Here is a 23,290-nt window from a genome sequence, read left to right as displayed (position 1 = left end):
TCTTTGTGCGGGCCTGGTGACCGATTATTGGAACCCCGGGCAAAACGCGGCCAGCGACGATTTCTGCCAACCGCTGTAAGCAGGACTAACAACATGTACAAGCGATACCCGTCGGTGCAGTCCATGAGCGCGTTTATCCACGCGGCGCGCAGCGGCAGTTTCTCCAGTGCTGCGCGCAAGCTCGACCTCACGCACAGTGCGATCAGTCAGCAGATCCGCGCGCTGGAAGATTTCATCGGCCAGCCGCTGTTCGTGCGTGAAGGTGGCGGCAGCAATCTGACCGACGCCGGGCAGTTGTTTGCCAGTGTGCTGTCGGACGGTCTGGCGCAGATTGATCGGGCGATTTCGTCGGTGAAAAACCGCAGCATGGCGCAACGTTTGACCCTGGATGTCGACAGTGAACTGGCACAGAGCTGGCTCAATCCGCGCCTGCCGCAGCTGCTCGATGAGCTGCCGGATTACGAGGTGACGCTGCTGTCGATGCCGCGCAGTGATCGCAGTACGTTTGAGCGAGTGGATCTGGCGTTGCGTTATGGCTATGGCGATTGGGACGACTGCGAGATGACGCAGATTTGTGGCGATCGGGTGTTGGCGGTGGCTTCGCCCGAATTGCTGGAACGCTATGGTTTGCAGGCGCCGTTGAGTCCCGCGCAGATTCTTCAATTGCCTTTGTTGGGGTATACGCGGCGCTCGTGGATTCCATGGCTGGATGCCGCTGGGATGACACCGACCGAACCGTCGGCGCGGGTGATTTTTGATAATGCGGCGAATTTGATTGCGGCGGCTGAGGCCGGCGTTGGCGCGGGGTTGGTGCGTGGATTACTGGCGGCTGATGCGTTGCGCAGTGGGCGATTGGTGGCGTTGAACGAGGCGCAGATTGCGGCGCATTACAACCTTTATGCGGTGTGGCCGCATGGGCAGGCCGAACGTGTGGCGCCGGTGGTTGAGGTGATCAAACAGTTGGCTTTGCGTACGCTTGAAATCCAGCCCTCACCCTAGCCCTCCCGAAACGTCGGACCGCCCAGAGGTAGAGGGGACTGATTGGGGGATATTGACGAATTACGCCGACTTGAAAGATCAGCCTTGAATCCATAATCGACTCGATCTTTCAGGTCGATGCATCGCGAAAAACACCTCGGTCGGCCCCCTCTCCCTACGGGCGGTCCGACGTTTCGGGAGGGCTGGGGTGAGGGTAGCTCTTGATCTGCCCATATCGCCCAAGTATCACCACCGCGCCCAATTAATATTGTACGAACCCAACCCCGCCTTCCAATACTCGCCCTCAGCAACCACCCACCCGGGCCGGATGCGAACAGGCGAGGGAATGCGCGTGTCTTGCGCATAGCAACGGCCGATTGCCCGGGACGTGGATGCCGAGAGCCGCAAGGCTCCCTTCCCCGCTATCAGGAGATCGACTGCAATGATCATCGATATCAGCTGCTATCCCACGGATCTCGTGGACCTCGCCTGGAGGCATGACGGTGACCCGTTCACCGGCGAGCGTCTGCTGGAGATGATGGATGGCCCGTACATGGTCAACGGCAAGCCGCGCCGTATCGACAAAGCCTTCATCCAGCCACCGCAGGGCAACACGATTTACACCTGGACCGACGGCGAACTCTCGGGCCGCGAATCCATCGACGCCTACATGGCCTACACCCTGAAAATGGTCCAGACCTACCCGGACCGCTTCATCGGCTGCTTCGTCTACAACCCGCGCTGCGGCGTGGAAAACGGCGTCGAGGCGATCGAGCGCTACGTCAAGGAACACGGCTTCAAGATGGTCCAGATGCAGGCCAACATGCATGCCTACCGGCCTGACCGTGCACTTGACTGGGTGCGCCCATGCTTCGAGAAATGCGCCGAGCTGGGCATTCCGGTCAAGCTGCACACGGGCGACGGGCCGTACAGCATCCCGTCGGAATGGGTGCCAATGATCAAGGAATTTCCCAACGTCGATTTCATCATGGCCCACTTCGGCGTGCAGACCGGCGGCGTCTATGTGTTCGAACCGATGCAATGGGCGATGGAGTTGCCCAACGTCTACTGCGAATCCGGCTGGTGCCTGCAATCGCGGATCGTCGAATTCGCCAAGGTCTTGCCGACGCACAAGATCCTCTTCGGCACCGACACCCCGCCGAACGAACCGGGCATGTGGCTGCGCCTGCTCGAAGTGCTTTGCCACGAGCCGCCGCAAGGCCTGAACCTCGACGAGGACACCCTCGAAGAGTATCTGGGCAACAACACCGCGCGGATGATCGGCCTTGAGCCAACCCCGCCACCGCGTTCCGTTTCCGAAGCAGAGGCGCAACTCAAGCGTCCCGTCACCACTCAACTGGCCAGGAGCTGAACCGATGATCATCGACACCCATCTGCACCCCACCAATCTGGTCGACGAGGCCTGGCGCCACACCGGCGAACCGTTCACCGGCGAGCGCATGCTCAAGTTGATGGACGGCCCGTACATGATCAACGGCAAACCACGCCGCATCGACATGGGTTTCATCCAGCCGCCACCGGGCAACACCGGTTATCGCGACGGCAACCGCCGGGGTCGCGAGGGCGTGCGTGATTACATGTCCTACGTCGCCGAACTCTGTGTGAAGTACCCGGATCGCTTCATCGGCAACTTCAACTTCAACCCGCGCTGGGGACCGGAAAACGGTGCGGCGGAGCTGGAATTCCACATCAAGGAATACGGCTTCAAGATGCTCAAGCTGCACGCCAACATGCACGGCTATCGCCCGGATCGCGCACTCGACTGGTTGCGCCCGGCGATGAAGGTTTGCGCCAAGTACAACATCGTTGTGCTGATCCACACTGGCGACGGCCCGTACACGATTCCGACGATGTTCTACCCGATCATCCGCGAGTTCCCGATGGTCAATTTCATCATCGGCCACTTCGGCATCCAGACCGGCGGCAACTACTCGTTCGAGGCGTTCTGGATGGCCATGGACACGCCGAACGTGTACTGCGAATCGGGCTGGTGCTTCCAGTCGCGGATCGTCGAATTCGCCAAGGAACTGCCGCGCAACAAGATCGTGTTCGGCACGGATTCGCCGCCGAACGAACCGGGTATGTGGCTGCGCGAACTTGAGGTGTTGTGCTCACCGGCGCCGCAGGGTTTGGGCATCGATGAGGATCATCTCGAGGACTACTTGGGCAACAACATCGCCCGGTTGTGCGGGATCGAACCGACGCCACCGCCCAAGGATCTGGTCGAGGCCGACATACGCCTGACCACCACGTACTTGTAGCCACACACATATCCCACTGTAGGAGTGAGCCTGCTCGCGATAGCGGAGTGTCATTTAGCGGTGATAGTGACTGATATACCGCTATCGCGAGCAGGCTCACTCCTACAGGGGATCAGTGTTCAACCCAGGCACACAGCGACTTTACAGGCACGAAGATGACCCGGCGTTCGTTCGACCGGCAGGCCAACGGCTGGCCGCGCGATCGCCCTCTCACCCCTGCGTGCCTGCTTTTTACGAGGTGACACCATGACCCGTTCGACGCTCGGCGATTCTCAGGACTTTCACGTGTTCATCGACGCCTATCGCCGTGAGTACCCGGACGATGTGCTGACTGTCACCCCAGCGATTTCCGCCGATCAGGACGTCACCGCCCTGGTCGATGCCCTCGCCGCCCAAGGCCGCGATCCACTGCTGATCTGCGAACACGTCGGCAACCTCGGTGTGCCGGTGGCGACCAATCTGTTTGCATCCCGTACCCGCATTGCCCGGCTGTTCGGCGTCACTGCGGCGCAACTGCACGAAACCTTCCAGACCCGCGCCAACCAGCCCATCGCACCACGCTATGTGGAGAGCGGTCCGATCCTCGATGAGGTCTTCGAAGGCGAAGCGCTGGACCTGGCGCTGCTGCCGATGCTCAAGCATTTCGCCAGCGATCGCGGCCCATACATCACTAACGCAATCATCATCGCCGAAGACCCGCTGACCGGCATCGCCAACATGAGCTATCACCGCTCGATGCGCCACGCCCGCCAAGCGCTAGCGACCAGTCTGCATTCACGCGGGCACCTGTGGCGAATGTTGCAGACCGCTCGCGAGCGTGGCGAAGAGTTGCGCGTGGCAATGGTCGTCGGTGCGCATCCGTTGTTCATGCTCGCCGCTGCTGCGCGCTTGCCTTATGGCGCCGATGAGCGTGCCGTCGCTGGCGGGCTGTTCGGCGCGCCGCTGGAACTGGTGAAAACCCCACGCTACGGCATCGGTGTGCCGGCGTATGCCGAGTTTGTTCTGGAAGGCGCGATTGACCCGGCGGCGTATGCCGAGGAAGGTCCGTTCGGTGAATTCAGCGGTTACTCCTCGGATCGTTCGACCAACAACGTGCTGCGCGTGGATACGCTGTTAAAGCGCAAAGACGCTTGGCTGGTCGACGTCATGGGCGGCCGCTACGCCGAACACCTGACCCTTGCCCGCCTGCCGCGCGAAGCGGAAATGAGCGAGAAACTCAAGGCGCGTTTCCCCGCCGTCACCTCTGTGCACTACCCCAATTCCGGCACGCATTTTCACTGCTACGTCGCGCTGGACCAAAGCCGTGACGGCGAGGCGCGGCAGATCATGCTGGCGCTGCTCGGCTGGGATCCGTACCTGAAAACAGTGATCGCAGTGGACAGCGATATCGACATCAGCGATGACAGCCAGGTGCTGTGGGCACTGGCCACGCACTTCCAGCCGCACCTGGATATTTTCACTATTGATGGTTTGCCGGGCAGTCCGCTCGATCCTTCATCGTCGGTCAATGGCACCACGTCGCGGATGGGCCTGGATGCCACACGCGGTTCGGGTTTTGACGGGATCAAGGCGCAGCTCGATCAGGAAGTTCTGGAGCGCGCGCGGGTTTTGCTCAAAGGTCTGCAATCGTGAACCGGCAACGGCTGGTGGTCGGCATCAGCGGTGCGTCCGGGTTTATCTATGGCGTGCGACTCCTGCAATTGCTCGCCGAGTTGAACATCGAAAGCCACCTGATCGTCAGCCGCGCCGCGCTGCTGACCATGGCCCACGAAACCGACTACAAACTCGCCGACGTGACTGCGCTGGCCAGTCATTACCACCGCGCCGATGACGTCGCCGCCGGGATCGCCAGCGGATCGTTTCGCTGCCTCGGGATGGTGGTTGCGCCGTGCTCGATGAGGACGTTGGCGGAGATTGCCACCGGCACGTCCTCGGGGCTGATCGGTCGTGCCGCTGACGTCACGCTGAAGGAGCGCCGCACGCTGGTGTTGATGGCCCGGGAAACGCCGCTGACCCTCGCCCATTTGCGCAACATGACCGCCGTCACCGAGATGGGCGGGATCATCGCCCCGCCGGTGCCCGCCTTCTACGCCCGCCCGGAGAACCTGGCGCAAATGGTCGACCACAGCCTCGGCCGCGTGCTCGACCTGTTTGGTCTCGATGCGGGCGTTGCCACCCGCTGGCAAGAACACCAAAAACCCTGTGGGAGCGAGCTTGCTCGCGAATGCGATGGATCAGTCGCCATCACGGCTAAATGACACACCGCCTTCGCGAGCAGGCTCGCTCCCACAATGAAGCAGCATCACCCGAATTCAGTGTGCACCGGTCAATCAAAGGAGCCTCACCATGAACACCCCATTCAACGCCCCAACCCGCAACACGAAAATCCCCGTGACCATCCTCACCGGCTTCCTCGGCGCGGGTAAAACCACCCTGCTCAATTACATCCTCAAGGAAAACCACGGCCGCAAGATCGCCGTGATCGAAAACGAGTTCGGCGAAGTCGGTATCGACGGCGACCTCGTCCTCAGCTCCGAGACCGAAGAAATCTACGAGATGGTCAACGGCTGCGTGTGCTGCACTGCCGAGGTTCGTGAGGACCTGGTGCGCATCGTCCGCGAATTGGTGGCGCGGCCGGTGCGCCTCGATCACATCCTCATCGAAACCAGTGGCCTGGCCGATCCGTATCCGGTGGCACAGAGCTTCTTCATCAATGACCCGATCGCCGAAGAAGTCGAACTCGACGCGATCGTAACCATGGTCGACGCCAAACACATCGCTCAGCATCTGGAGGATCTGCAACTCGATGGCGTCGACAATCAGGCGGTGGATCAGATTGTCTGCGCCGACCGGATCGTCATCAACAAGGTCGATCTGGTCAGCAGCGACGAGGTGGACGTTCTGCGCGGCAAGATCCGTGGCTTGAACGCCACAGCGGATCTGGTGACCTCGACCCATGCGCAAATCGACCTGACGAAAATCCTCGGCATCGGCGCATTCGAATGCACGCAGAAGCTCATGGAGATCGGTGCTGAACCTGAGCACCACGACCACCACGATCATCATCACGAAGCGCCCGATCACGAACACGATCCAAGCGTGTCATCGGTGGGCATCGCCGTGGACGGCGAGGTCAATCTGATGGCGTTCCACCGCTGGATCAGCGGACTGCGCTCTTCCCAGGCCGACAACCTGTACCGCATGAAAGGCGTGCTCGCCGTCGCCAACGAAGATCAGCGCTACGTGCTGCAAGGCGTGCACAGCCTGGTGGAATTCCGCGCCTCGACCGCGTGGGGCACGGAGCCCCGCTCGAGCAAGATCGTATTCATCGGCCGCGACCTCGACCGCGCGGCGCTGAACCAGGGCTTCGCCGCCTGCCTAGCAGGCTGAAACAAGGCATCGGAGCCGGTGGATGGCGGCTTCGGGCACATGTGTACGAATGACTGATGCCAGTTTTTTACACAACACAAAACTTGTGGGAGCTGGCTTGCCAGCGATAGCGGACTGTCAGTTTATAAAAATGATGACTGCTAAATCGCCATCGCTGGCAAGCCAGCTCCCACAGGGTTCCACTGTGTTCTTGAGCTGATCGGCATCAGACGAATACCCCTCTCTACCGCATAAAAACAGCCAGAGGTGTTTCCCCATGTCGTCAGCCCCATCTCCAACGCAATCCGCCGCCACCGTGCATCCCGTGGACCGCATTTTACCGGTGCGACAGATGCTCACCCTCGGCCTGCAACACATGGCCGTGTCGTACATCGGCGCCATTGCCGTGCCGTTGATTGTCGCCAGTGCCTTGAAAATGTCCCATGCCGACACGGTGGTGCTGATCAGCACCACGCTGTTCTGTTCAGGCATCGCCACCCTGTTGCAAACCGTCGGTTTCTGGAAATTCGGCGTGCGCCTGCCAATTCTGCAAGGCGTGGCGTTCAGTAGCGTCGGCCCCGTGATCGCCATCGGCAGCAACCCGGAGGTGGGCTTTGCCGGGGTCTGCGGGGCGGTGATCGGAGCCGGGTTATTCACCATGCTGATAGCTCCGTTCGTGGGTCGATTGCGGCGATTTTTTCCGCCGGTGGTGACCGGTTGCATCGTCACCGTGATCGGCTTGCAGCTGTTCCCGATTGCCTATGAATGGGTCGGAGGTGGGCGCAACGCGAGCAACTTCGGCGCCCCGGCGTTTCTCGGTGTGGCGGTGGTGGTGTTGCTGACGATTCTGCTGGTCAACCGCTACGGCAGCCCGCTACTGCGCAACATGGCGGTGTTGATCGGCATGCTGATCGGTGCAGGCCTCGCGTATGGCCTCGGCATGGGCAGCTTTCACAGCGTCGAAGAGGCGCCGTGGCTAACCGTTCCCTATCCGTTCTATTTCGGTCTGCCGACTTTCAGCCTGATCCCCATCGCGACCATGGTGGTGGTGATGATCGTGCAGATGGTCGAGTCGATGGGGCTGTTCGTGGCCATCGGCGACATCGTCGAAAAACCGGTGGAAGACAAACAGGTCATCAATGGCCTGCGCGCCAACGGCCTGGCCAGCACCATCGCCGGGATGTTCGCCGCGTTTCCGTTTATCGCCTTCATGGAAAACGTCGGCCTGGTGATCCTCACCGGCGTGCGCAGCCGTTGGGTGGTCGCGGTCAGCGGTTTGCTGATGTGCTCGATTGCCTTGGTGCCAAAGGCCGGCGCGATCATCGCCTCGATGCCGACCGCTGCCCTCGGAGGCGCTGGCATCGCCATGTTCGGCGTGGTCGCAGCGGCAGGCATTCAGACCCTCGCCAAAGTCGACTACGAGCGCAATCGCTACAACGTGCTGATCGTCGGTTTCACCATCGCCGCCGCGCTGGTACCGGTGCTCGCGCCAACCCTGTTCAAACAACTTCCCGAGTGGTCGCAGCCGTTCCTGCACAGCAGCGTGGTCATCGCCTGCCTGGTGTCGGTGCTGCTCAACGCCGCGCTGAATGGCGTCAGCGTGCCGGAAACCACCGCCAACAAATCCGCCTCGCACATCCTTTAGTTTGGAGCTGCCCATGACTCAACTTCAGAACATCCTGATCAAGAACCCGGTTGCGGTGATGACCGGCCTGCGCGGCCCCCGCGCGCGGGCCGGCGCCGTGGACATCCGCGTGGTCAACGGGCGCATCGCCGCGATGGCCGCCGACCTGCAAGCACAACCCGGTGAACGGGTGATCGACGCGCGAAACTGCGTGGTCTATCCGGGCTGGATCAACACTCACCACCATCTGTTCCAGAACCTGCTCAAAGCCGTACCCGCAGGCTTGAATCAGGATCTGCAAGGCTGGCTGGCCAGCGTGCCCTACCCGCGTCTGAACCGGTTTACCCCGCAACTGGCGCGAATCGCTGCACGGCTGGGCATGGTCGAATTGTTGCTGTCTGGCGTGACGACGTGCGCTGATCACCATTATCTCTACCACGCCCACGGCAGCACCGAGACCGGTGATCTGCTGTTCGATCTGGCGGATGAATTCGGCCTGCGCTTTGTCCTGTGCCGTGGCGGCGCACTGGAATCGGCCAGCGCCCATCCGGGCTTCTCGAAAACCGCGCTGCAACCGGAAAGCCTTGAGCAAATGGTCGGCGATATCGAGCGGTTGAAATCGCTGTACCACCAGGACACCCCGGACGCGATGCGCCGCGTGGTGGTCGCCCCGACTACACCGACGTTCTCGCTGCCACCGACGCTGCTGCGCGAACTGGCGCACACCGCGCGCGGCCTCGGCTTGCGCCTGCACACGCACTTGTCGGAGACACAGAACTACGTGAATTTCTGCCGCGACAAGTACAACTGCCTGCCGGTGGAATTCGTCGCTGAACACGAGTGGCTCGGCCCGGACGTCTGGTTCGCCCACGCCGTACACCTGCAACCCGGCGAAATCCGCATGCTCGCGCAGACCGGCACTGGCGTCTCCCACTGCCCGGTGAGCAACGCTCGGCTGGGCAGCGGCGTGGCGCCTGTGCCCCAGATGTATGAGGCCGGCGTGCCGGTTTCCCTGGGGGTGGATGGCGTAGCCTCGAACGAGTCCGGAAGCATGGTCGGCGAAGCCAACACCGCATGGCTGATCCACCGCGCTGAACAAGGCGCCTCGGCGACCACGGCGGAAGATGTCATCCACTGGGGCACGGCAGGCGGCGCGCAAGTCCTCGGACTCGACGCAGTTGGCACACTTGAAGTCGGTCAGGCGGCAGATCTGGTGATCTACAGCCTCGACCACCCGCGGTTCTATGGCTTCCACGACAGCGCCGTCGCGCCCGTGGTGGCGGGTGAGCCGATTAGCGTCAAATACAGTCTGGTCGGCGGCCGCGTGGTCGTGGAGAACGGCGTGATTCCGGGCCTGGACATTGAACGCATGCGCGCCGAAGCGTGGGAAGGTGTGCAGCAACTGATGGACGTCGACGACTAACCTCGCCCCCCCTGTAGGAGCTGCCGCAGGCTGCGATCTTTTGATCTTGTCTTTTAAAAAACAAAGTCAAAAGATCGCAGCCTGCGGCAGCTCCTACATCCGGCGTGTGGATTCGCGCGTCTTGGCTTTCTCGACTAACGTTATTACCTCATCGGACAGAGCCCCTGCCCGCAATACAGGGCTCTTTTTCAAGGAGAGACTGATGACGTCGCGTCGCAACATCGAACAGACCTACCGTACTTGGTCCAGCCCGATTCTGCTGGAGCTGAAAAAGCGTGAGCACCAAATGGCGCCGGTCGAGCGCCAGGCACTTGAGAATGTTCTGGTGGAAAGAAGGTTGCTGGACATCGGCGGCCCGGAGGGTATTGAACGTCGTCGCAACAGCGGTGGCTGATACTGCGCTTTCGCGAGCAGGCTCGCTCCTACAGGGTTTTGGGTAACTCACAGAGCTTGTGTTCACCCGCAATCACTGTGGGAGCGAGCCTGCTCGCGAAGAGGCCCGTGTAGACGCCTCCATCATTTGGGCCGACGCACCGCCCTCACCCGGCCACTGTCGCCACCACCGCAATAGAATCGATCGGCCCCGTCGGCTTCCAGCCCCGAAACACCCGAGCCCTCGGGCATCTTCAACGCCGCGATGACTTCACCGTTCTGCGCATCGATATGCCGCAGTTCACTCTCATCCCCTTCCCAAGTGCCATGCCACAACCCACCATCCAACCAGGTCACCCCGGTGACAAAACGGTTCGACTCCAGCGTGCGCAGGATCTTGCCGGTCTGCGGATTGATCTGATGAATCTTGCGCTCGCGATACTGCCCCACCCATAACGAGCCGTCCGCCCAGGCCATGCCTGAATCACCGCCATTGCCCGGTGCCGGGATGGTATGGAGCACGCGGCCGGTGGCTGGATCGATCTTGTGGATGTGGCGATCGGCGATCTGATACAGATGTTGGCCATCGAACGCGGTGCCACCATCAGCGCCAACCTTGATCGTGCGCACGGTTTCGCCGCTGACCGGGTCGAGTGCATTGAGCTGGCCGTCGCTGGCGAACCAGACCTGCTGGCCATCGAAGGTCACGCCGTGAACGCCTTTGATGTCGTCAAAAGGACCGTACTCGCGAAGGATTTCTGCGTTTGCCTGTTTCATGTCGGCTTCCTCATGGATGTGTGGGTCCAGCCTAACCATTGCCCAACGACACCGGGAGTAACAAGATCGTCGCGAAACCCGTTAGCGGTGGCGTCATCCAGCGCCGCGCCCGGCCCACGCCAAAAGCCTGCACCTTGTCCTCCACTGCCAGGGCCTCCAGTGCCCGCTGCACCTGTCGCTGGCTGCGCCCCAACGCCAGCGCCAAGGCTGAACTCGACCAGGCCTCACCGTCAGCCAGCAAGGCCAACAACTGTGCCTGTCTGTCTTCAATCGGCAGCGTGAGCAACGCCACATCGGCCGCTACCAGTGCAAAGCCGCGCGAAGTGGCGGTGATATTCGCCAACGGTTGCAACGCTGATCGCAGCCGACCGATTTCGACACGCAACCGCGCGCGGTGGCTTTCATCACTGAGCTGCAGGCGGAATGCCGTCGCAATCAGTTGCTCCCGAGACACATCGCCCGGCCAGGCTTGCGCAAGCAATCGGGCAAGGTTGAACAGCACCGGCCGGGTTGCCAGTGCCACGGTCATCCCGGCTCCGCGCACGCTGTAGCGCGTGGCATCGATCACCAGGCTTGACGACGCGAACAACGCTTCAACCTGCGCCAGATTCACCGCTTGCGCGTGCCCCGCGCTGGTCAACCGCGCGGCCGGCGCATTGAGGACTCGTATGGCATGATCGACCTCTGCCATCAGGCTCGCGATGCCCGCTTGTTGTGCCGCTAGCTGCGCCCGGGCAAGTGCGGCGCTGGCCTTGTGCGCCTGTACCCGGCGCAGGGCAATCCCGGCGGCCGTCAGTTCATGGGCGGCATGCAGCGCCGGCGGCAATGGTGCGCGGTCCACTTCGGCAAGCAGCGCTTCGGCCGCATCCAGTTCACCAATCAGCAGCAGGCGGCGAATCTGCAAGTATCGCGCGTGCGCTGCGTTCAACCGGTCACCGTGGCTGAGCAGTAATTGCCGGGCGGTCTCCAGCGCCTTCACCGGCCAGCCCAGGTTCCGCGTCGCCAGCGCCACTTCCGCCTCGGCCACCACGCAACGCGCCCGCGACAGCGGTTCGTTGCTGCCAAAGGCTTTCACCGCGCGCTGCAACAACGCTTTGGCGCGGGGCAGATCACCGAGCTGGGCCATGGCAATGCCACGTAACGCCAGCGCAGGCGGGTCTTCACGCAAAGCAACGTAGTTCAACGCACCCAGCGGATCACCAGCGCTCAGCGCCCGACCAGCGGCAGTAATCAACGAGTCCATGGTGAATTCATCCCGGCAGACACCTCGGTACAGTGCTTTGAGATCGAGTTTAATGCAGGGGTTCAAGCGTGTTTAAAATCCCTTGATAGCACTTTGGTATTGCTGCACCATCAGCCAAGCTTTTCCACGGAAGGAGTCAGGCATGCTGGACGCAAACGCTACCCACATTACCTTTTCCCTTGAAGGCAGTTCCAGCGACCTGCAGGTGCTGAGCTTTGTTGGTCGTGAAGCCATCAACCAGCCCTTCCGTTTCGACCTCGAAATGATCAGCGCGCGCCCCGACCTCAAACTCGAAGAGCTGCTGCACAAGCCCGGCGTCCTGACCTTCGGCCCCACCGGTGCAGGCAAGATCCACGGCCTGGTCTATCGCATCGAGCAAGGCGATTCCGGCAAGACCCTGACCCGTTACAGCCTCAGCCTGGTACCACAACTGGCCTACCTGCGGCACAACCATGATCAGCAGATCTTCCAGCAACTGACCGTACCGAAGATCATCGCTCAGGTGCTGGAAGATCGCGGCATACTTGCCGACGCCTACAGCTTCCAGCTCGGCGCCGAGTACCCGCAACGCGACTACTGCGTGCAGTACGACGAATCCGACCTGCATTTCATCCAGCGCCTGTGCGAGGAAGAAGGTATCCACTTTCACTTCCAGCACAGCAGCAGCGGCCACAAACTGGTGTTCGGCGACGACCAGACCGTGTTCCGCAAGCTGAAACCGGTGAGCTACCAGCAAGACTCCGGCATGGCCGCCGACAAACCGGTGATCAAACGCTTCAACCTGCGCCTGGAAACCCGCACCACCCGCGTCAGCCGCCGCGATTACGACTTCGAAAAACCGAAGATCCTCCCCGAAGGCGCGGTCAAAACCGAGTTCGCCCCGGACCTCGAGGACTACGACTACCCCGGCCGCTTCACCACCCGCGAGCGCGGCAAGTTCCTTTCCACCCGCGCCCTCGAACGCCATCGCAGCGACTACAAACTCGCCGAAGGCAAAGGTGACGAACCGACCCTCACCAGCGGCCATTTCCTCACCCTCGCTGAACACCCGCGCGCCGAGTGGAATGAACTGTGGCTGCTGCTGGAAGTTTTCCACGAAGGCAAACAACCGCAAGTGCTCGGCGAAAACGTCACCAGCGACGTCACCGACAACAAAAGCGATTTCCACCAGGGCTACCGCAACAGCTTCCTCGCCACCCCGTGGGACGCGCACTACCGCCCTGCCCTTGAACACCCGAAACCGAAAGTCCTCGGCAGCCAGACCGCCGTCGTCACCGGCCCCGCAGGCGAAGAAATCCACTGCGACCAATACGGCCGCATCAAAGTGCAATTCCACTGGGATCGCGACGGTCAGTCCAACGACAAAACCACCTGCTGGATGCGCGTCGCCAGCGGCTGGGCCGGCGCAGCCTACGGCGGCATCGCCATCCCACGCATCGGCATGGAAGTCCTCGTTACCTTCCTTGAAGGCGATCCCGACCAGCCGCTGGTCACCGGTTGCCTGTACCACAAGGAAAACGTCGTCCCCTACGACCTGCCGGCGAACAAAACCCGCAGCACCTTCAAAACCCTGAGTTCACCGGGCGGCAAGGGCTACAACGAGTTCCGGATTGAAGACAAGAAAGGTGTAGAGCAGATCTACATCCACGCCCAACGCGATTTGGACGAGAACATTGAGCACGATCAGAAGATTCGCGTCGGCAATGAACGGCACGACACCGTTGAAACCAACGCCCTCAGCGAGTTCAAAGTTGAAGAACACCGGATCACCAGTCTCGATCGCAAGACCGAAGCGCGGGCCGATGACCATTTGACCGTCGGTGCCACCCGGCACTTGAAGGTCGGCACTGCAATGTTTGTTGAAGCCGGGTCCGAAATCCACTATTACGCCGGTGACAAAGTGGTAGTCGAGGGAGGCATGGAACTTACCGCCAAGGCTGGCGGCAGTTTTGTCAAAGTCGATGTCGGTGGCGTGACCATCAGCGGTGCGCAAGTGAAAACCAACTCCGGCGGATCTCCGGGATCAGGAACCGGCATCGCAATCAAACTGCCGATCGCATTGACACCCGCAGATGCCGACACGGCCGGCAAAACCCTCAGTGCAGCCCCCATCAATGCACCACCAACAGCGCCACCGCTTGCAGCACCAACATCGGCGACCACTGCAGACTTCCGGCTCGTACAGCAAAACATGCAGGCGCAAACATTGGTGACCGCCTCAGAAACCGGCAAGGCCTTCTGCCAGATCTGCAACCAATGAGCCAGTTTCGTCCCAGCCTCAACGAATGGTTGACCGCCGAACTCTGGCCCCTGGGTTCGCGCCCGGGCGCCGCCAAGGTCTACGCCTTGCTCGACGGCGCCCGCGACCCACGCATCGAACCGCTGGTGCGGACCAGCGGCGCTGAATTCTCCTGCCTGTACGCAGGCGAACTCGCCCCTAACCTGTCGGCGGCCGCACCTTATCTGCTGCACCTGGATCCGCAGCAGGCCTACACCTGGCGATTATTGGAAGACAGTTGGGGACAGAGTTGGGGCATTTTCGTCATCGCCCCTGCGCAGGTTTCCCTGGACGAATTACGCGGCCACTTTCGCACGTTGCTGCGTGTAAGTGACCCGGATGGCAACCTGCTGGTGTTCCGCTTCTACGACCCCAGAGTCCTGCGCGTTTACCTGCCGACCTGCACGCCCCCGGAGCGCGCTGCAATATTCGGCCCGGCGAGCAAGCTGATCGCCGAAACCAGCACTGGCCAGTCATTGATTGTTTACCCGGCAGATCCTGCGGGCGGCCCGGCGGCGCGGGTCAGTGGCTGGCCCTCGGCACAAGCGCTGGGCTGAGTCTGCGGCTCTTCAAACTGGAGAAATCGTTGCCAGCAAGCCGATTAAAATAGTGAGAGCCAGAAAACCACCCAGGAAAATCGCCATCTTGTTCATGTTGCTCTCCTCAATGCTCAGCTTGCGGTGCACCGGATGCTTCGGGATGAAGGCTTGTCGCGAGTGACCGAACTGTGGGGCTATTTTGAGCGGATGACTGAACCGGTAACAGAGGCAGATCCAGCGAAAAAATACGGATCAGATGCGCATCTGATCCGCTTGAGCCATTGGCCGACATTCAGATCGCCGCACAAGGGTTCACTTTCCGAGCGATTGATCTAGAGTCATTGCCGTCGCGAGTACAACAACAAAAATCCCGGAGTGAACATGACTGACCTGAACCTGCAACCCAGCGTCGCCGAATCCCTGAAGCAGTGGCACGAAATGATCCGCACCGGCAACCTCAGCGCCCTGCCCGGTCTGCTTGATCCGCAAGCCGTGTTCCGCTCGCCGATGGCCCACACGCCTTATCCGGGCGCACCGGTGGTGTCGATGATTCTCAACACCGTATTCGAGGTGTTTGAGGATTTCCGCTATCACCGTGAACTGGCGACTGCCGATGGCCTGAATGTGATTCTGGAGTTCAGCGCCAAGGTGGGTTCGAAGGAGCTGAAAGGTATCGACATGATTCGCTTTGATGAAAGAGGGAAGATTGTCGAGTTTGAAGTGATGGTGCGGCCACTTAGTGGATTGCAGGCCTTGGGCGAAGAGATGGGGCGGCGACTCGGCGCTTATCTGGCGTCCGCCAAAGCCATGTAGGAGCTGCCGCAGGCTGCGATCTGTTGATCTTGATCTTTCAAAAGCAAGATCAAAAGATCGCAGCCTCGTTTCACTCGACAGCTCCTACAAAACGCTTTGCCACAAAAAAGCCCACTGACCGTCGCCGGTTCAGTGGGCTTTGTGCGTCTGGCGTCTAGTTACAGCGCCATGTCACGTGCAGCGTTTTCCTTCGGAGCTTCAGCTTTTTCAGCTGCAGGTGCGGCCGGGGCAGCAGCCTGACCGATCACTGGAGGTGTCGGCAGTTCGAGGATCTTGGCGGTGTAAGCCCACTCTGCAGCCACTTTGGCTGGATCGTTGTTCAGCTGAGTGCCGTAGCTTGGAACGATCTGGTGCAGCTTGGTTTGCCACTCTGGGGTCGCGACTTTGTCTTTGAAGACTTTCTGCAGCACGCTCAGCATGATCGGTGCAGCGGTCGACGCGCCTGGCGATGCGCCCAACAGGCCGGCGATGGAGCCGTCTTGTGCAGCAACGATTTCGGTGCCCAGTTTCAGCACGCCACCAGCGGCTTCATCACGCTTGATGATTTGCACGCGTTGGCCGGCTTGCCACAGGCGCCAGTCTTCGGCTTTGGCGTTCGGGAAGTATTCCTTCAGCGCGTTCAGACGGTCTTCATCCGACAGCATCAGTTGGCCAGCCAGGTACTCGACCAGCGGGTATTCCTTGATGCCGACCTTGGTCATAGGCCAGATGTTGTGGGTGGTGGTGCTGGTCAGCAGGTCCAGGTACGAGCCTTCCTTCAGGAACTTGGTGCTGAAGGTCGCGAACGGGCCAAACAGGATGACGCGCTTGCCGTCCAGGACACGGGTGTCCAGGTGCGGAACGGACATCGGTGGTGCGCCAACCGATGCTTTACCGTAGGCCTTGGCCAAGTGCTGTTCAGCGATGGCCGGGTTATCGGTCACCAGGAACGAACCACCAACCGGGAAGCCAGCGTATTCCTTGGCTTCAGGAATACCCGACTTCTGCAGCAGGTGCAGTGCACCGCCGCCCGCGCCGATGAAGACGAACTTGGCGTCGGTTTCGGTTTTGGTGCCGTCTTTCAGGTTTTTGTAGCTGACGCGCCAAGTGCCGTCGGCATTCTTGGTGATGTCCTGGACTTCGCTCGACAGTTTCAGATCGAAGTTAGGCTTGGTCTGCAGGTACGTCGCGAACTGGCGGGTGATTTCGCCGAAGTTCATGTCGGTACCCAGCGGGCTCCAGGTGGCCGCGATTTTCTGGTTCGGGTCACGCCCTTCCATCATCAGCGGGACCCACTTCTTGATCACAGCCGGGTCTTCGGAGTACTGCATGCCGGCGAACAGCGGGCTCGCTTGCAGGGCTTCGTAGCGCTTTTTCAGGAACTTGATGTTGTCATCGCCCCACACGAAGCTCATGTGCGGCGTGGTGTTGATGAACGAGCGAGGGTTCTTCAGAACGCCTTGCTGAACCTGCCAGGCCCAGAACTGACGGGAGACCTGGAACGCTTCGTTGATCTCGACGGCTTTCGGGATCGTCACGTTGCCTTTGTCGTCTTCCGGGGTGTAGTTCAGCTCAGCGAGCGCCGAGTGACCGGTACCGGCGTTGTTCCAGCCGTTGGAGCTTTCCAGGGCGACGCCGTCGAGGCGCTCGACCATTTCCATCGACCAGCTTGGCTCCAGCTCATTGATCCACACACCGAGGGTGGTGCTCATGATGCCGCCGCCGATCAGCAGGACGTCGACTTTCTTTGCTTCGTCAGCATTGGCGGATGTCATCCCCATCGCCAAAGCCAGACCCAGCAGGGCTGTGTTCACTTTCTTAAACATCTGTTGCACCTATGATAAAACGCCTTCCGCCCGCCGCTGTTATCTGTATGCGATCCGCTTTGATGACGCTCAGGCTAGCGTCGCAGATTCCGGCACACTTCAATTTTGACGGGTGGGCACACAAGGCCGACATGCTGCATCGACCTCAGTTAATGTCCCTTCTGAACTGACTTCTTATCATTATTGGCTCAGCTACTTGAGCGACAGGGATTCCGTCGGCCCGCCCGAAGGCAGGCAAACCGAATAAGGTCAAACCAAGTTGGCGCGAAGAATATCACGTCAGGGCAAACCCGCGCGTCTGTTCCCGACTTGAGAGTCTTTTTCCACTCAGGGACTTATCGGCCGCCAGTCGCTGAACATGACCCTCTGATGAGTGCGTCGACGCAAACCATCCTGCATTCAAGTGTAATTGCCCAGAGATTGAGCACTTTTGGGCAGTGCCTTGCTCAAGCATTATCTGCTACGTTGTACGACGACTGACAAATTAGTCGTCAACCCCATAACAACAAGGAAACAACCTCAATGACCAAGACCCGACTCCTGATCGGCTTTCTCTGTGCCTTCAACGGTTACGCGATGGCCGCCTCTGCCCCGGCGGAAAAAGACGTTGCCCAAGCGGTGGACCATCTGACCCAGGCGATGCTGCACAAGGACATCGCCGAACTGAACGCGCTCACCGCGCCCAACCTGACTTATGGCCATTCCAGCGGCAAGATCCAGGACAAGAAGGAGTTCATCGCCGACATCGAAACCGGCAAGAGCGCGTTCAAGACCCTGGAAATGCAGAACCAGACCATCACCCTGTCCGGCGACACCGCGCTGGTCCGCCACCACTTTTCCGCGCAGGCGTTGAAGGGAACCGAGGTGGTGCCGACCGAGATCGAAAACTTTCAGATCTGGCAGAAGCAGGACGGCAAGTGGTTGTTGGTGGGGCGGCAGGCGTTCAAGTTCTGATTGATAAAAAGGACTCCGCCTGAAATGAGTAGAGGCAGAGTCCTTTCCCACAAAAAACTGGCGCTATACCTGAGTCGTCGCATTTCCCACTCCTGTTTCCATCCCGCCCTGATATGCTGCACCGCTATACCGCATCAGCTCGTCTCTATGGAGTAATCAATGACCCGACTACGCGTCAAGCATTTTGGCCCTATCCGTAACGGTGTGAAGAACAATGGCTGGATAGAGTTCAAACGTGTGACCGTATTTGTGGGCAATCAGGGCTCAGGGAAGAGCACATTGGCCAAACTGTATTCAACCTTCTCGTGGATTGAAAAGGCACTGGTGCGCGGCGACTACGACGCAAAATGGTTTGAACGAAAAAATAAATTCATCAAGCCCTACCTCATGTATCACAGGCTCGAAAATTATCTTTCTGCGGATACTGAGATCGAATACGAAGGTGAAGCCTACGTAATCCATTATTTGCGCGGACAGCTGCATGTCAGTGAATTGAAAGGCAGAAAATATCACCTGCCTCAAATTATGTATGTGCCTGCAGAACGCAATTTCATCGCCTACGTCCGGCACCCCCGGGAATTGAAGCTTTCTTCTGATTCGCTGAAAGAGTTTTTGACTGAGTTCGACGCGGCGAAAGCCAATATGAAGGGGGCACTACGCCTACCGATCAATCAGGCGGAACTCGAATACGACAAACTGAATGACATACTCAACATCCGCGAATCAGACTACAAACTGAGATTGGCTGATGCGTCCAGTGGTTTTCAATCAGCTGTACCGCTACATCTCGTGAGCCACTACTTAGCCAACACCGTTCAAGAGCGAAGTGAAGAGCGGCAGGAAACCATGAGTACCGAAGAGCTGGAGCGTTTCAGAAAGGAGGTTGTGGAGATTTTTTCCATCGACTCACTGACAGAGGAACAACGCCGTATTGCTCTCTCTGCATTGTCAGCCAGGTTTAACAAAACTGCTTTTATAAACATTGTTGAAGAACCCGAACAGAACCTTTACCCACGATCACAATGGAGCGTTCTGCAAAGCCTTCTTCAGTTCAATAACCAAGGGCAAAACAACCGTCTGGTACTGACAACTCATAGCCCTTATGTGGTGAGTTATCTGACGATCGCTGTGCAGGGCAAACATCTGCACGACAGTATATTGGAGAAGCGCGCAGAGGCCCTGCTAACCAGCCTCGCCAAAGTAATTCCCCTGCACGCGTTGGTAGACGCTAATGAACTGGCGATTTATCAAGCCGATGAAACAACTGGAAGCATCGAAAAATTGCCCATGTCGGGAGGCATTCCGTCGGACCATAACTACCTCAACGAATCACTTCGTGAAGGTAATGATTTGTTCGATCAACTTCTCGATATCGAGGAGGCATTGGAGGCGTGAATTTCCTCAATGCTCAATGTCAAAGTGGCCCTTACCACCAAGAACGGTTTGGCCTGTGCGACAACACATCGCGTCCTGTCGCCTACGCCGATCCAGAGTCAGAAGAGACCTGGATCGCCACAGTCAAAAACCCGGATAGTAAAGCGGTCCTTTTCACAGCCATCGACAAATGCGTGATTGGTGACACTGAAGAACCGGGGCGAGGTCGATGTGACTGCATGCTGACCACAAATAAGCAGCTTTACTTGGTCGAGTTGAAAGAAAGAGGCGGTAGCGCATGGAAAAATCATGCGATTGAGCAGCTCGAGTCGACAATTCAATTTCTGCAGACAACGCATGGTGAGGAGTATCTGGATAACTTCAGTCCTAAAAAAGCGTTCGTTTGCAATCGCAAGAAAAAGCCCTTTGTCACCATTGAAACAGATAAAAAACAACATTTCTTCAGAACATATAAATTCAAACTGGACATACAAACGACGGTACTTATCGTCTGAAAGCATTCCTGTTACCTATTTGCCTGACATTCAACTCAGGTTCGGGTCATTCCCCCGCTTTCACAACCGAAACCGATCCACCGACTGCGCCAACTGCCCCGCCAGGCTCGACAACTCATCGGTGGTATTCGCCGTTTGCCCGATCACCCGGCTGTTGCCTTCGGACATCCCGGCAATCATTTCCACCTGATGGGCGATCTCGTTACTGGCCTGGCTTTGCTCGCCAATCGTGCGAGTGATGTCGTTGACCAGTTGCGTCGTGCTCAACGTCGCCTCGAGGATTTCGCGGATGGCCCGCTCGACATCCGCCGTCACCGCCATGCCCTTGTCGACCTGCGCGACACCCGCCTCCATGCTGCTGACCGCCTCGCGGGTGCTGTGTTGAATGCGCGCGACCATCGCGGCGATTTCCTGGGTTGAGGCGCTGGTGCGCGCCGCCAGACTGCGCACTTCGTCCGCGACCACCGCAAAACCCCGACCCTGCTCACCGGCACGGGCCGCTTCAATGGCGGCATTGAGCGCCAGCAGATTGGTCTGGTCGGCAATGCTCTTGATCACCTGAATGATGTTGAAAATGGCTTCGGATTCCTGATCCAGCGTGCGGATCACCTGCGCCGACTGTTGTGCTGATCGGGCGATATCGTCCATGTCGCTGACCACTTGATGAATGACACCGCCGCCCTCCTTGGCCAGGGTTTCGGCCTGACTGGCCATGCTCAGGGCTCGTTCGGCGTGGCGGGTGATTTCCTCGATGCTCGCGGTCATCTGGCTGGCGGCAGCGGCCATGGTGCCGGCAGCGACGCTTTGTTGCTGACTGCTGTCGGCGACCTGATGGCAGCCGTGGCTGAGTTGTTCGCTCATGCCACTGACGCCGTGAGCATTGCGCCGCACCACATCGATCATGTTGCGCAAGTCGCGCTGCATGGTTGCCAGTGTGCGTATCAGAGTACTGGCTTCGTCCTTGCCGGATGGCTCGGCGATCGGCTCGCTGAGGTTGCCGTGGGCGATGCTTTCGGCGATGCGGCTGGCAGTCTTCAACGGCGCCATGATGCTCAGAATGACCCAGCGCCCCTGGATCAAGAGCAGCACAAGACTGGCGATCAACACCACGCCGAGCGCGACGTTGGCGCTGCGGATCGCTGATTCGGTTGCTGCGCTGGTCTGCAGCGTATTGGACTCGATCAACTCGCTCAACGCGGCCATTTGCTCTTCCAACTGGCCGAACGCCGTGTTGAAGGTGCCCAGTTCCTGTTGAGCCGTATCAGGGTTTTCCAGCGCCAGCCCGACAATCCGTTCACCCGCGTTGATGTAGGTATCGAGGCTCGGTTTAATCTGCTCCAGCGCCGTGCGCAATGCCGGGTTGATCGGCAGCTTGAGGTTCTCCTCGAGCACCTCACGAAAATGCCCGGCATGCTCGTTGATCGAATCCCGCACCTCAGCCGCCGTGCTGGTGCTTTTGCTCAGTCCCACAAGCATTGCCGAGTAGACATCGGCGCGCAGGGCGTCGTGCATCATGTCGGCTTCCATGTGGTTGCGCAGCGCGCTCATGCTGACCGCGTTATCGCTGACCGCCGAGGCCATCCGCTGATTGCCGACATAACTGACCAGACTCACGATCAAGGCTGTCAGCAGACTTGTCACAATCAGCAACACTAAACGCAGTTTGATCGACACCGGATTTTCCTCACTCATCACGCCCGTAAACGCTTGTCAGCCTTCAGTTAAGCCTATTTGCGCAGGTCTGCCGCGCCAGAGCGTGTCAGCAGGTGTCGGCGTGCTGGCCAAAGGCAGCAAAACTTTCGGATTGCGCGGCAAGTCTCACTTTTCAACGCGCACGGCCAACGCCTTCATCACCGGTTAATGCCGGCAGGCTATTGAGTCCGTCGTTCTGAATTCTCATGCAGCAAAAGGAAACGCTATGAAACGCGCATTGTGGTTGGGTTTGCTCGGCACGTTCGCCATCGGTACCGCACACGCGGCGACGGAAAAAGTCGCGATCAATCTGGTCAGCGCTGACGGCGCGCCGCAGGCGATCGGCTCGGTCACCATCAGTGAAACGGCGTATGGCCTGTTGTTCACGCCTGACTTGAAATCTCTGCCGGCCGGCGTGCACGGTTTCCACGTGCATGAAAACGCCAGCTGCGAGGCCGGCATGAAGGATGGCGTGAAAGGCGCCGCACTGGCGGCGGGCGGGCATTTCGATCCGCAAAAAACCGCCAAGCACCTCGGCCCTTACGCCGACGGCCATTTGGGTGATCTTCCGGCGGTTTACGTGACGGCGGACGGCATCGCCAACTACCCGGTATTGGCGCCGCGCCTGAAAAAGATCTCCGAGATCAAGGGCCACGCCCTGATGATCCACGCCGGCGGCGACAACCACGCCGATATGCCCAAACCACTGGGCGGTGGCGGTGATCGTATGGCCTGCGGGGTGATCTGACTCATTCCAGCGTGAAAGACGGGCAACCCGCCATGGCGTTGCCCGCGTCTGTTTTGCAATAACGCAGACTTTGCTGCGCCACGGAACTCCCGCCGCGCGCGCCCCTCTCACATTATGTAATCCTTCCCTTTTTGCTTCGCGCTTGTGGAGGAACACCGTCATGCGCAAGTTAGTGCTCGTTTCTTCTTTACTCCTATGCCTGCCCGTTGGTTCCGCTCTGGCCAAAGTCGATGCCGGAGATGTCGCCACTTCGGCCGGTGTCTCCGCGTCGCTGTACTCGACCTTCAAGGATCACAAAATGGTGATTCCGGCCCGTGACGACTTGTCTGCATTTGTCGCCAGTGGCGGGGCCATTCGTGGGGTTTATCTTGAATCGGTGCTGCAACAGGCTCGCCAGGAAAATCCTGGCCTCAATGCCAGTGATGAAGATCTGGCCAACGCGATTCTGGTGCATTACGAAGGCTTGAATCAGTAGCCGTCACGGATAAAGCAGCCGATGGATGG

General features: G+C 59.5%; 21 protein-coding genes and 1 pseudogene. 17 read left to right on the top strand and 5 right to left on the bottom strand.

The genetic code is table 11. The features are described from left to right. Nucleotides 1-93 precede the first annotated feature (93 nt). From ACOYXH_RS08220 to ACOYXH_RS08180, 9 genes are all read left to right on the top strand, one after another. Complete coding sequence (locus tag ACOYXH_RS08220) at nucleotides 94-999, top strand: LysR substrate-binding domain-containing protein (RefSeq protein WP_095126646.1); 906 nt, start codon at nucleotides 94-96, stop codon at nucleotides 997-999. Between the two features lie 421 nt (nucleotides 1,000-1,420). Then, on the top strand, nucleotides 1,421-2,350 hold the full coding sequence (locus ACOYXH_RS08215; protein WP_095047475.1) for an amidohydrolase family protein: 930 nt from the start codon (nucleotides 1,421-1,423) through the stop codon (nucleotides 2,348-2,350). A gap of 4 nt (nucleotides 2,351-2,354) precedes the next feature. After that, nucleotides 2,355-3,260: an amidohydrolase family protein gene (locus ACOYXH_RS08210; RefSeq protein WP_003224037.1), complete on the top strand. Its 906-nt coding sequence runs from the start codon at nucleotides 2,355-2,357 to the stop codon at nucleotides 3,258-3,260. 246 nt (nucleotides 3,261-3,506) lie between these two features. Next, nucleotides 3,507-4,892, top strand: coding sequence for a UbiD family decarboxylase (locus tag ACOYXH_RS08205; RefSeq protein ID WP_460410495.1), 1,386 nt, complete (start codon nucleotides 3,507-3,509; stop codon nucleotides 4,890-4,892). Beyond that, complete coding sequence (locus tag ACOYXH_RS08200; RefSeq protein WP_095047477.1) at nucleotides 4,889-5,518, top strand: UbiX family flavin prenyltransferase; 630 nt, start codon at nucleotides 4,889-4,891, stop codon at nucleotides 5,516-5,518. Before ACOYXH_RS08205 ends, ACOYXH_RS08200 begins: the two co-directional genes overlap by 4 nt. 88 nt (nucleotides 5,519-5,606) lie before the next feature. Further along, nucleotides 5,607-6,650 (top strand): CobW family GTP-binding protein, encoded by a 1,044-nt coding sequence (locus tag ACOYXH_RS08195; RefSeq protein WP_095047478.1) that lies wholly within the window; start codon nucleotides 5,607-5,609, stop codon nucleotides 6,648-6,650. A gap of 256 nt (nucleotides 6,651-6,906) precedes the next feature. After that, complete coding sequence (locus tag ACOYXH_RS08190; protein WP_320414222.1) at nucleotides 6,907-8,274, top strand: nucleobase:cation symporter-2 family protein; 1,368 nt, start codon at nucleotides 6,907-6,909, stop codon at nucleotides 8,272-8,274. Nucleotides 8,275-8,287: 13 nt separating this feature from the next. Further along, on the top strand, nucleotides 8,288-9,676 hold the full coding sequence (locus tag ACOYXH_RS08185) for an amidohydrolase family protein (protein ID WP_095047480.1): 1,389 nt from the start codon (nucleotides 8,288-8,290) through the stop codon (nucleotides 9,674-9,676). A gap of 202 nt (nucleotides 9,677-9,878) precedes the next feature. Continuing rightward, nucleotides 9,879-10,070, top strand: coding sequence for a hypothetical protein (locus ACOYXH_RS08180; RefSeq protein ID WP_095047481.1), 192 nt, complete (start codon nucleotides 9,879-9,881; stop codon nucleotides 10,068-10,070). Nucleotides 10,071-10,192: 122 nt separating this feature from the next. Here the strand turns inward: ACOYXH_RS08180 and ACOYXH_RS08175 are convergent, their stop codons facing one another. Next, nucleotides 10,193-10,825, bottom strand: a complete 633-nt coding sequence (locus ACOYXH_RS08175; protein WP_460410494.1) for a Vgb family protein — start codon at nucleotides 10,823-10,825, stop codon at nucleotides 10,193-10,195. 31 nt (nucleotides 10,826-10,856) lie between these two features. Continuing rightward, nucleotides 10,857-12,068, bottom strand: a complete 1,212-nt coding sequence (locus tag ACOYXH_RS08170) for a helix-turn-helix domain-containing protein (RefSeq protein WP_095047483.1) — start codon at nucleotides 12,066-12,068, stop codon at nucleotides 10,857-10,859. Nucleotides 12,069-12,210: 142 nt separating this feature from the next. Between ACOYXH_RS08170 and ACOYXH_RS08165 the strand changes: the two genes are divergently transcribed. The 3 genes from ACOYXH_RS08165 to ACOYXH_RS08155 all read left to right on the top strand — a co-directional run bounded on the left by ACOYXH_RS08165 (nucleotide 12,211) and on the right by ACOYXH_RS08155 (nucleotide 15,698). Further along, nucleotides 12,211-14,328 (top strand): type VI secretion system Vgr family protein, encoded by a 2,118-nt coding sequence (locus ACOYXH_RS08165; RefSeq protein ID WP_460410493.1) that lies wholly within the window; start codon nucleotides 12,211-12,213, stop codon nucleotides 14,326-14,328. Next, on the top strand, nucleotides 14,325-14,903 hold the full coding sequence (locus tag ACOYXH_RS08160) for a DUF4123 domain-containing protein (protein ID WP_320414219.1): 579 nt from the start codon (nucleotides 14,325-14,327) through the stop codon (nucleotides 14,901-14,903). The genes ACOYXH_RS08165 and ACOYXH_RS08160 overlap by 4 nt, the downstream gene beginning before the upstream one ends. Nucleotides 14,904-15,266: 363 nt before the next feature. After that, entirely contained in the window at nucleotides 15,267-15,698 is a 432-nt protein-coding gene (locus tag ACOYXH_RS08155; protein WP_095047485.1) for a nuclear transport factor 2 family protein, read from the top strand. Between the two features lie 158 nt (nucleotides 15,699-15,856). Here the strand turns inward: ACOYXH_RS08155 and mqo are convergent, their stop codons facing one another. Then, entirely contained in the window at nucleotides 15,857-17,503 is a 1,647-nt protein-coding gene (mqo, locus tag ACOYXH_RS08150; protein ID WP_095047486.1) for a malate dehydrogenase (quinone), read from the bottom strand. A gap of 522 nt (nucleotides 17,504-18,025) precedes the next feature. Here mqo and ACOYXH_RS08145 point away from each other — a divergent pair. From ACOYXH_RS08145 to ACOYXH_RS08135, 3 genes are all read left to right on the top strand, one after another. Further along, on the top strand, nucleotides 18,026-18,457 hold the full coding sequence (locus ACOYXH_RS08145; RefSeq protein ID WP_038369331.1) for a nuclear transport factor 2 family protein: 432 nt from the start codon (nucleotides 18,026-18,028) through the stop codon (nucleotides 18,455-18,457). A 159-nt stretch (nucleotides 18,458-18,616) separates the two neighbouring features. Next, nucleotides 18,617-19,852, top strand: coding sequence for an AAA family ATPase (locus ACOYXH_RS08140; protein ID WP_095047487.1), 1,236 nt, complete (start codon nucleotides 18,617-18,619; stop codon nucleotides 19,850-19,852). Beyond that, nucleotides 19,849-20,346: a hypothetical protein gene (locus ACOYXH_RS08135; RefSeq protein WP_095047488.1), complete on the top strand. Its 498-nt coding sequence runs from the start codon at nucleotides 19,849-19,851 to the stop codon at nucleotides 20,344-20,346. Before ACOYXH_RS08140 ends, ACOYXH_RS08135 begins: the two co-directional genes overlap by 4 nt. Before the next feature lie 60 nt (nucleotides 20,347-20,406). Here the strand turns inward: ACOYXH_RS08135 and ACOYXH_RS08130 are convergent, their stop codons facing one another. After that, nucleotides 20,407-21,132: a methyl-accepting chemotaxis protein gene (locus tag ACOYXH_RS08130; protein WP_371850956.1), complete on the bottom strand. Its 726-nt coding sequence runs from the start codon at nucleotides 21,130-21,132 to the stop codon at nucleotides 20,407-20,409. Between the two features lie 132 nt (nucleotides 21,133-21,264). Continuing rightward, a pseudogene (locus tag ACOYXH_RS08125) lies at nucleotides 21,265-22,038 on the bottom strand (MCP four helix bundle domain-containing protein); the annotation flags it as partial. Nucleotides 22,039-22,264: 226 nt separating this feature from the next. On the opposite strand from ACOYXH_RS08125, the gene sodC reads away from it, so the two are divergent. Further along, nucleotides 22,265-22,786 (top strand): superoxide dismutase [Cu-Zn] SodC, encoded by a 522-nt coding sequence (gene sodC, locus ACOYXH_RS08120; protein WP_258709611.1) that lies wholly within the window; start codon nucleotides 22,265-22,267, stop codon nucleotides 22,784-22,786. Between the two features lie 160 nt (nucleotides 22,787-22,946). Continuing rightward, a complete protein-coding gene (locus ACOYXH_RS08115; RefSeq protein ID WP_095047491.1) occupies nucleotides 22,947-23,261 on the top strand; it encodes a DUF2388 domain-containing protein in 315 nt (104 codons plus the stop codon). The last annotated feature ends 29 nt before the right edge of the window (nucleotides 23,262-23,290 follow it).

This window comes from Pseudomonas sp. Mb7, assembly GCF_054790525.1.
This window is presented reverse-complemented; position numbering and strand designations above follow the sequence as displayed.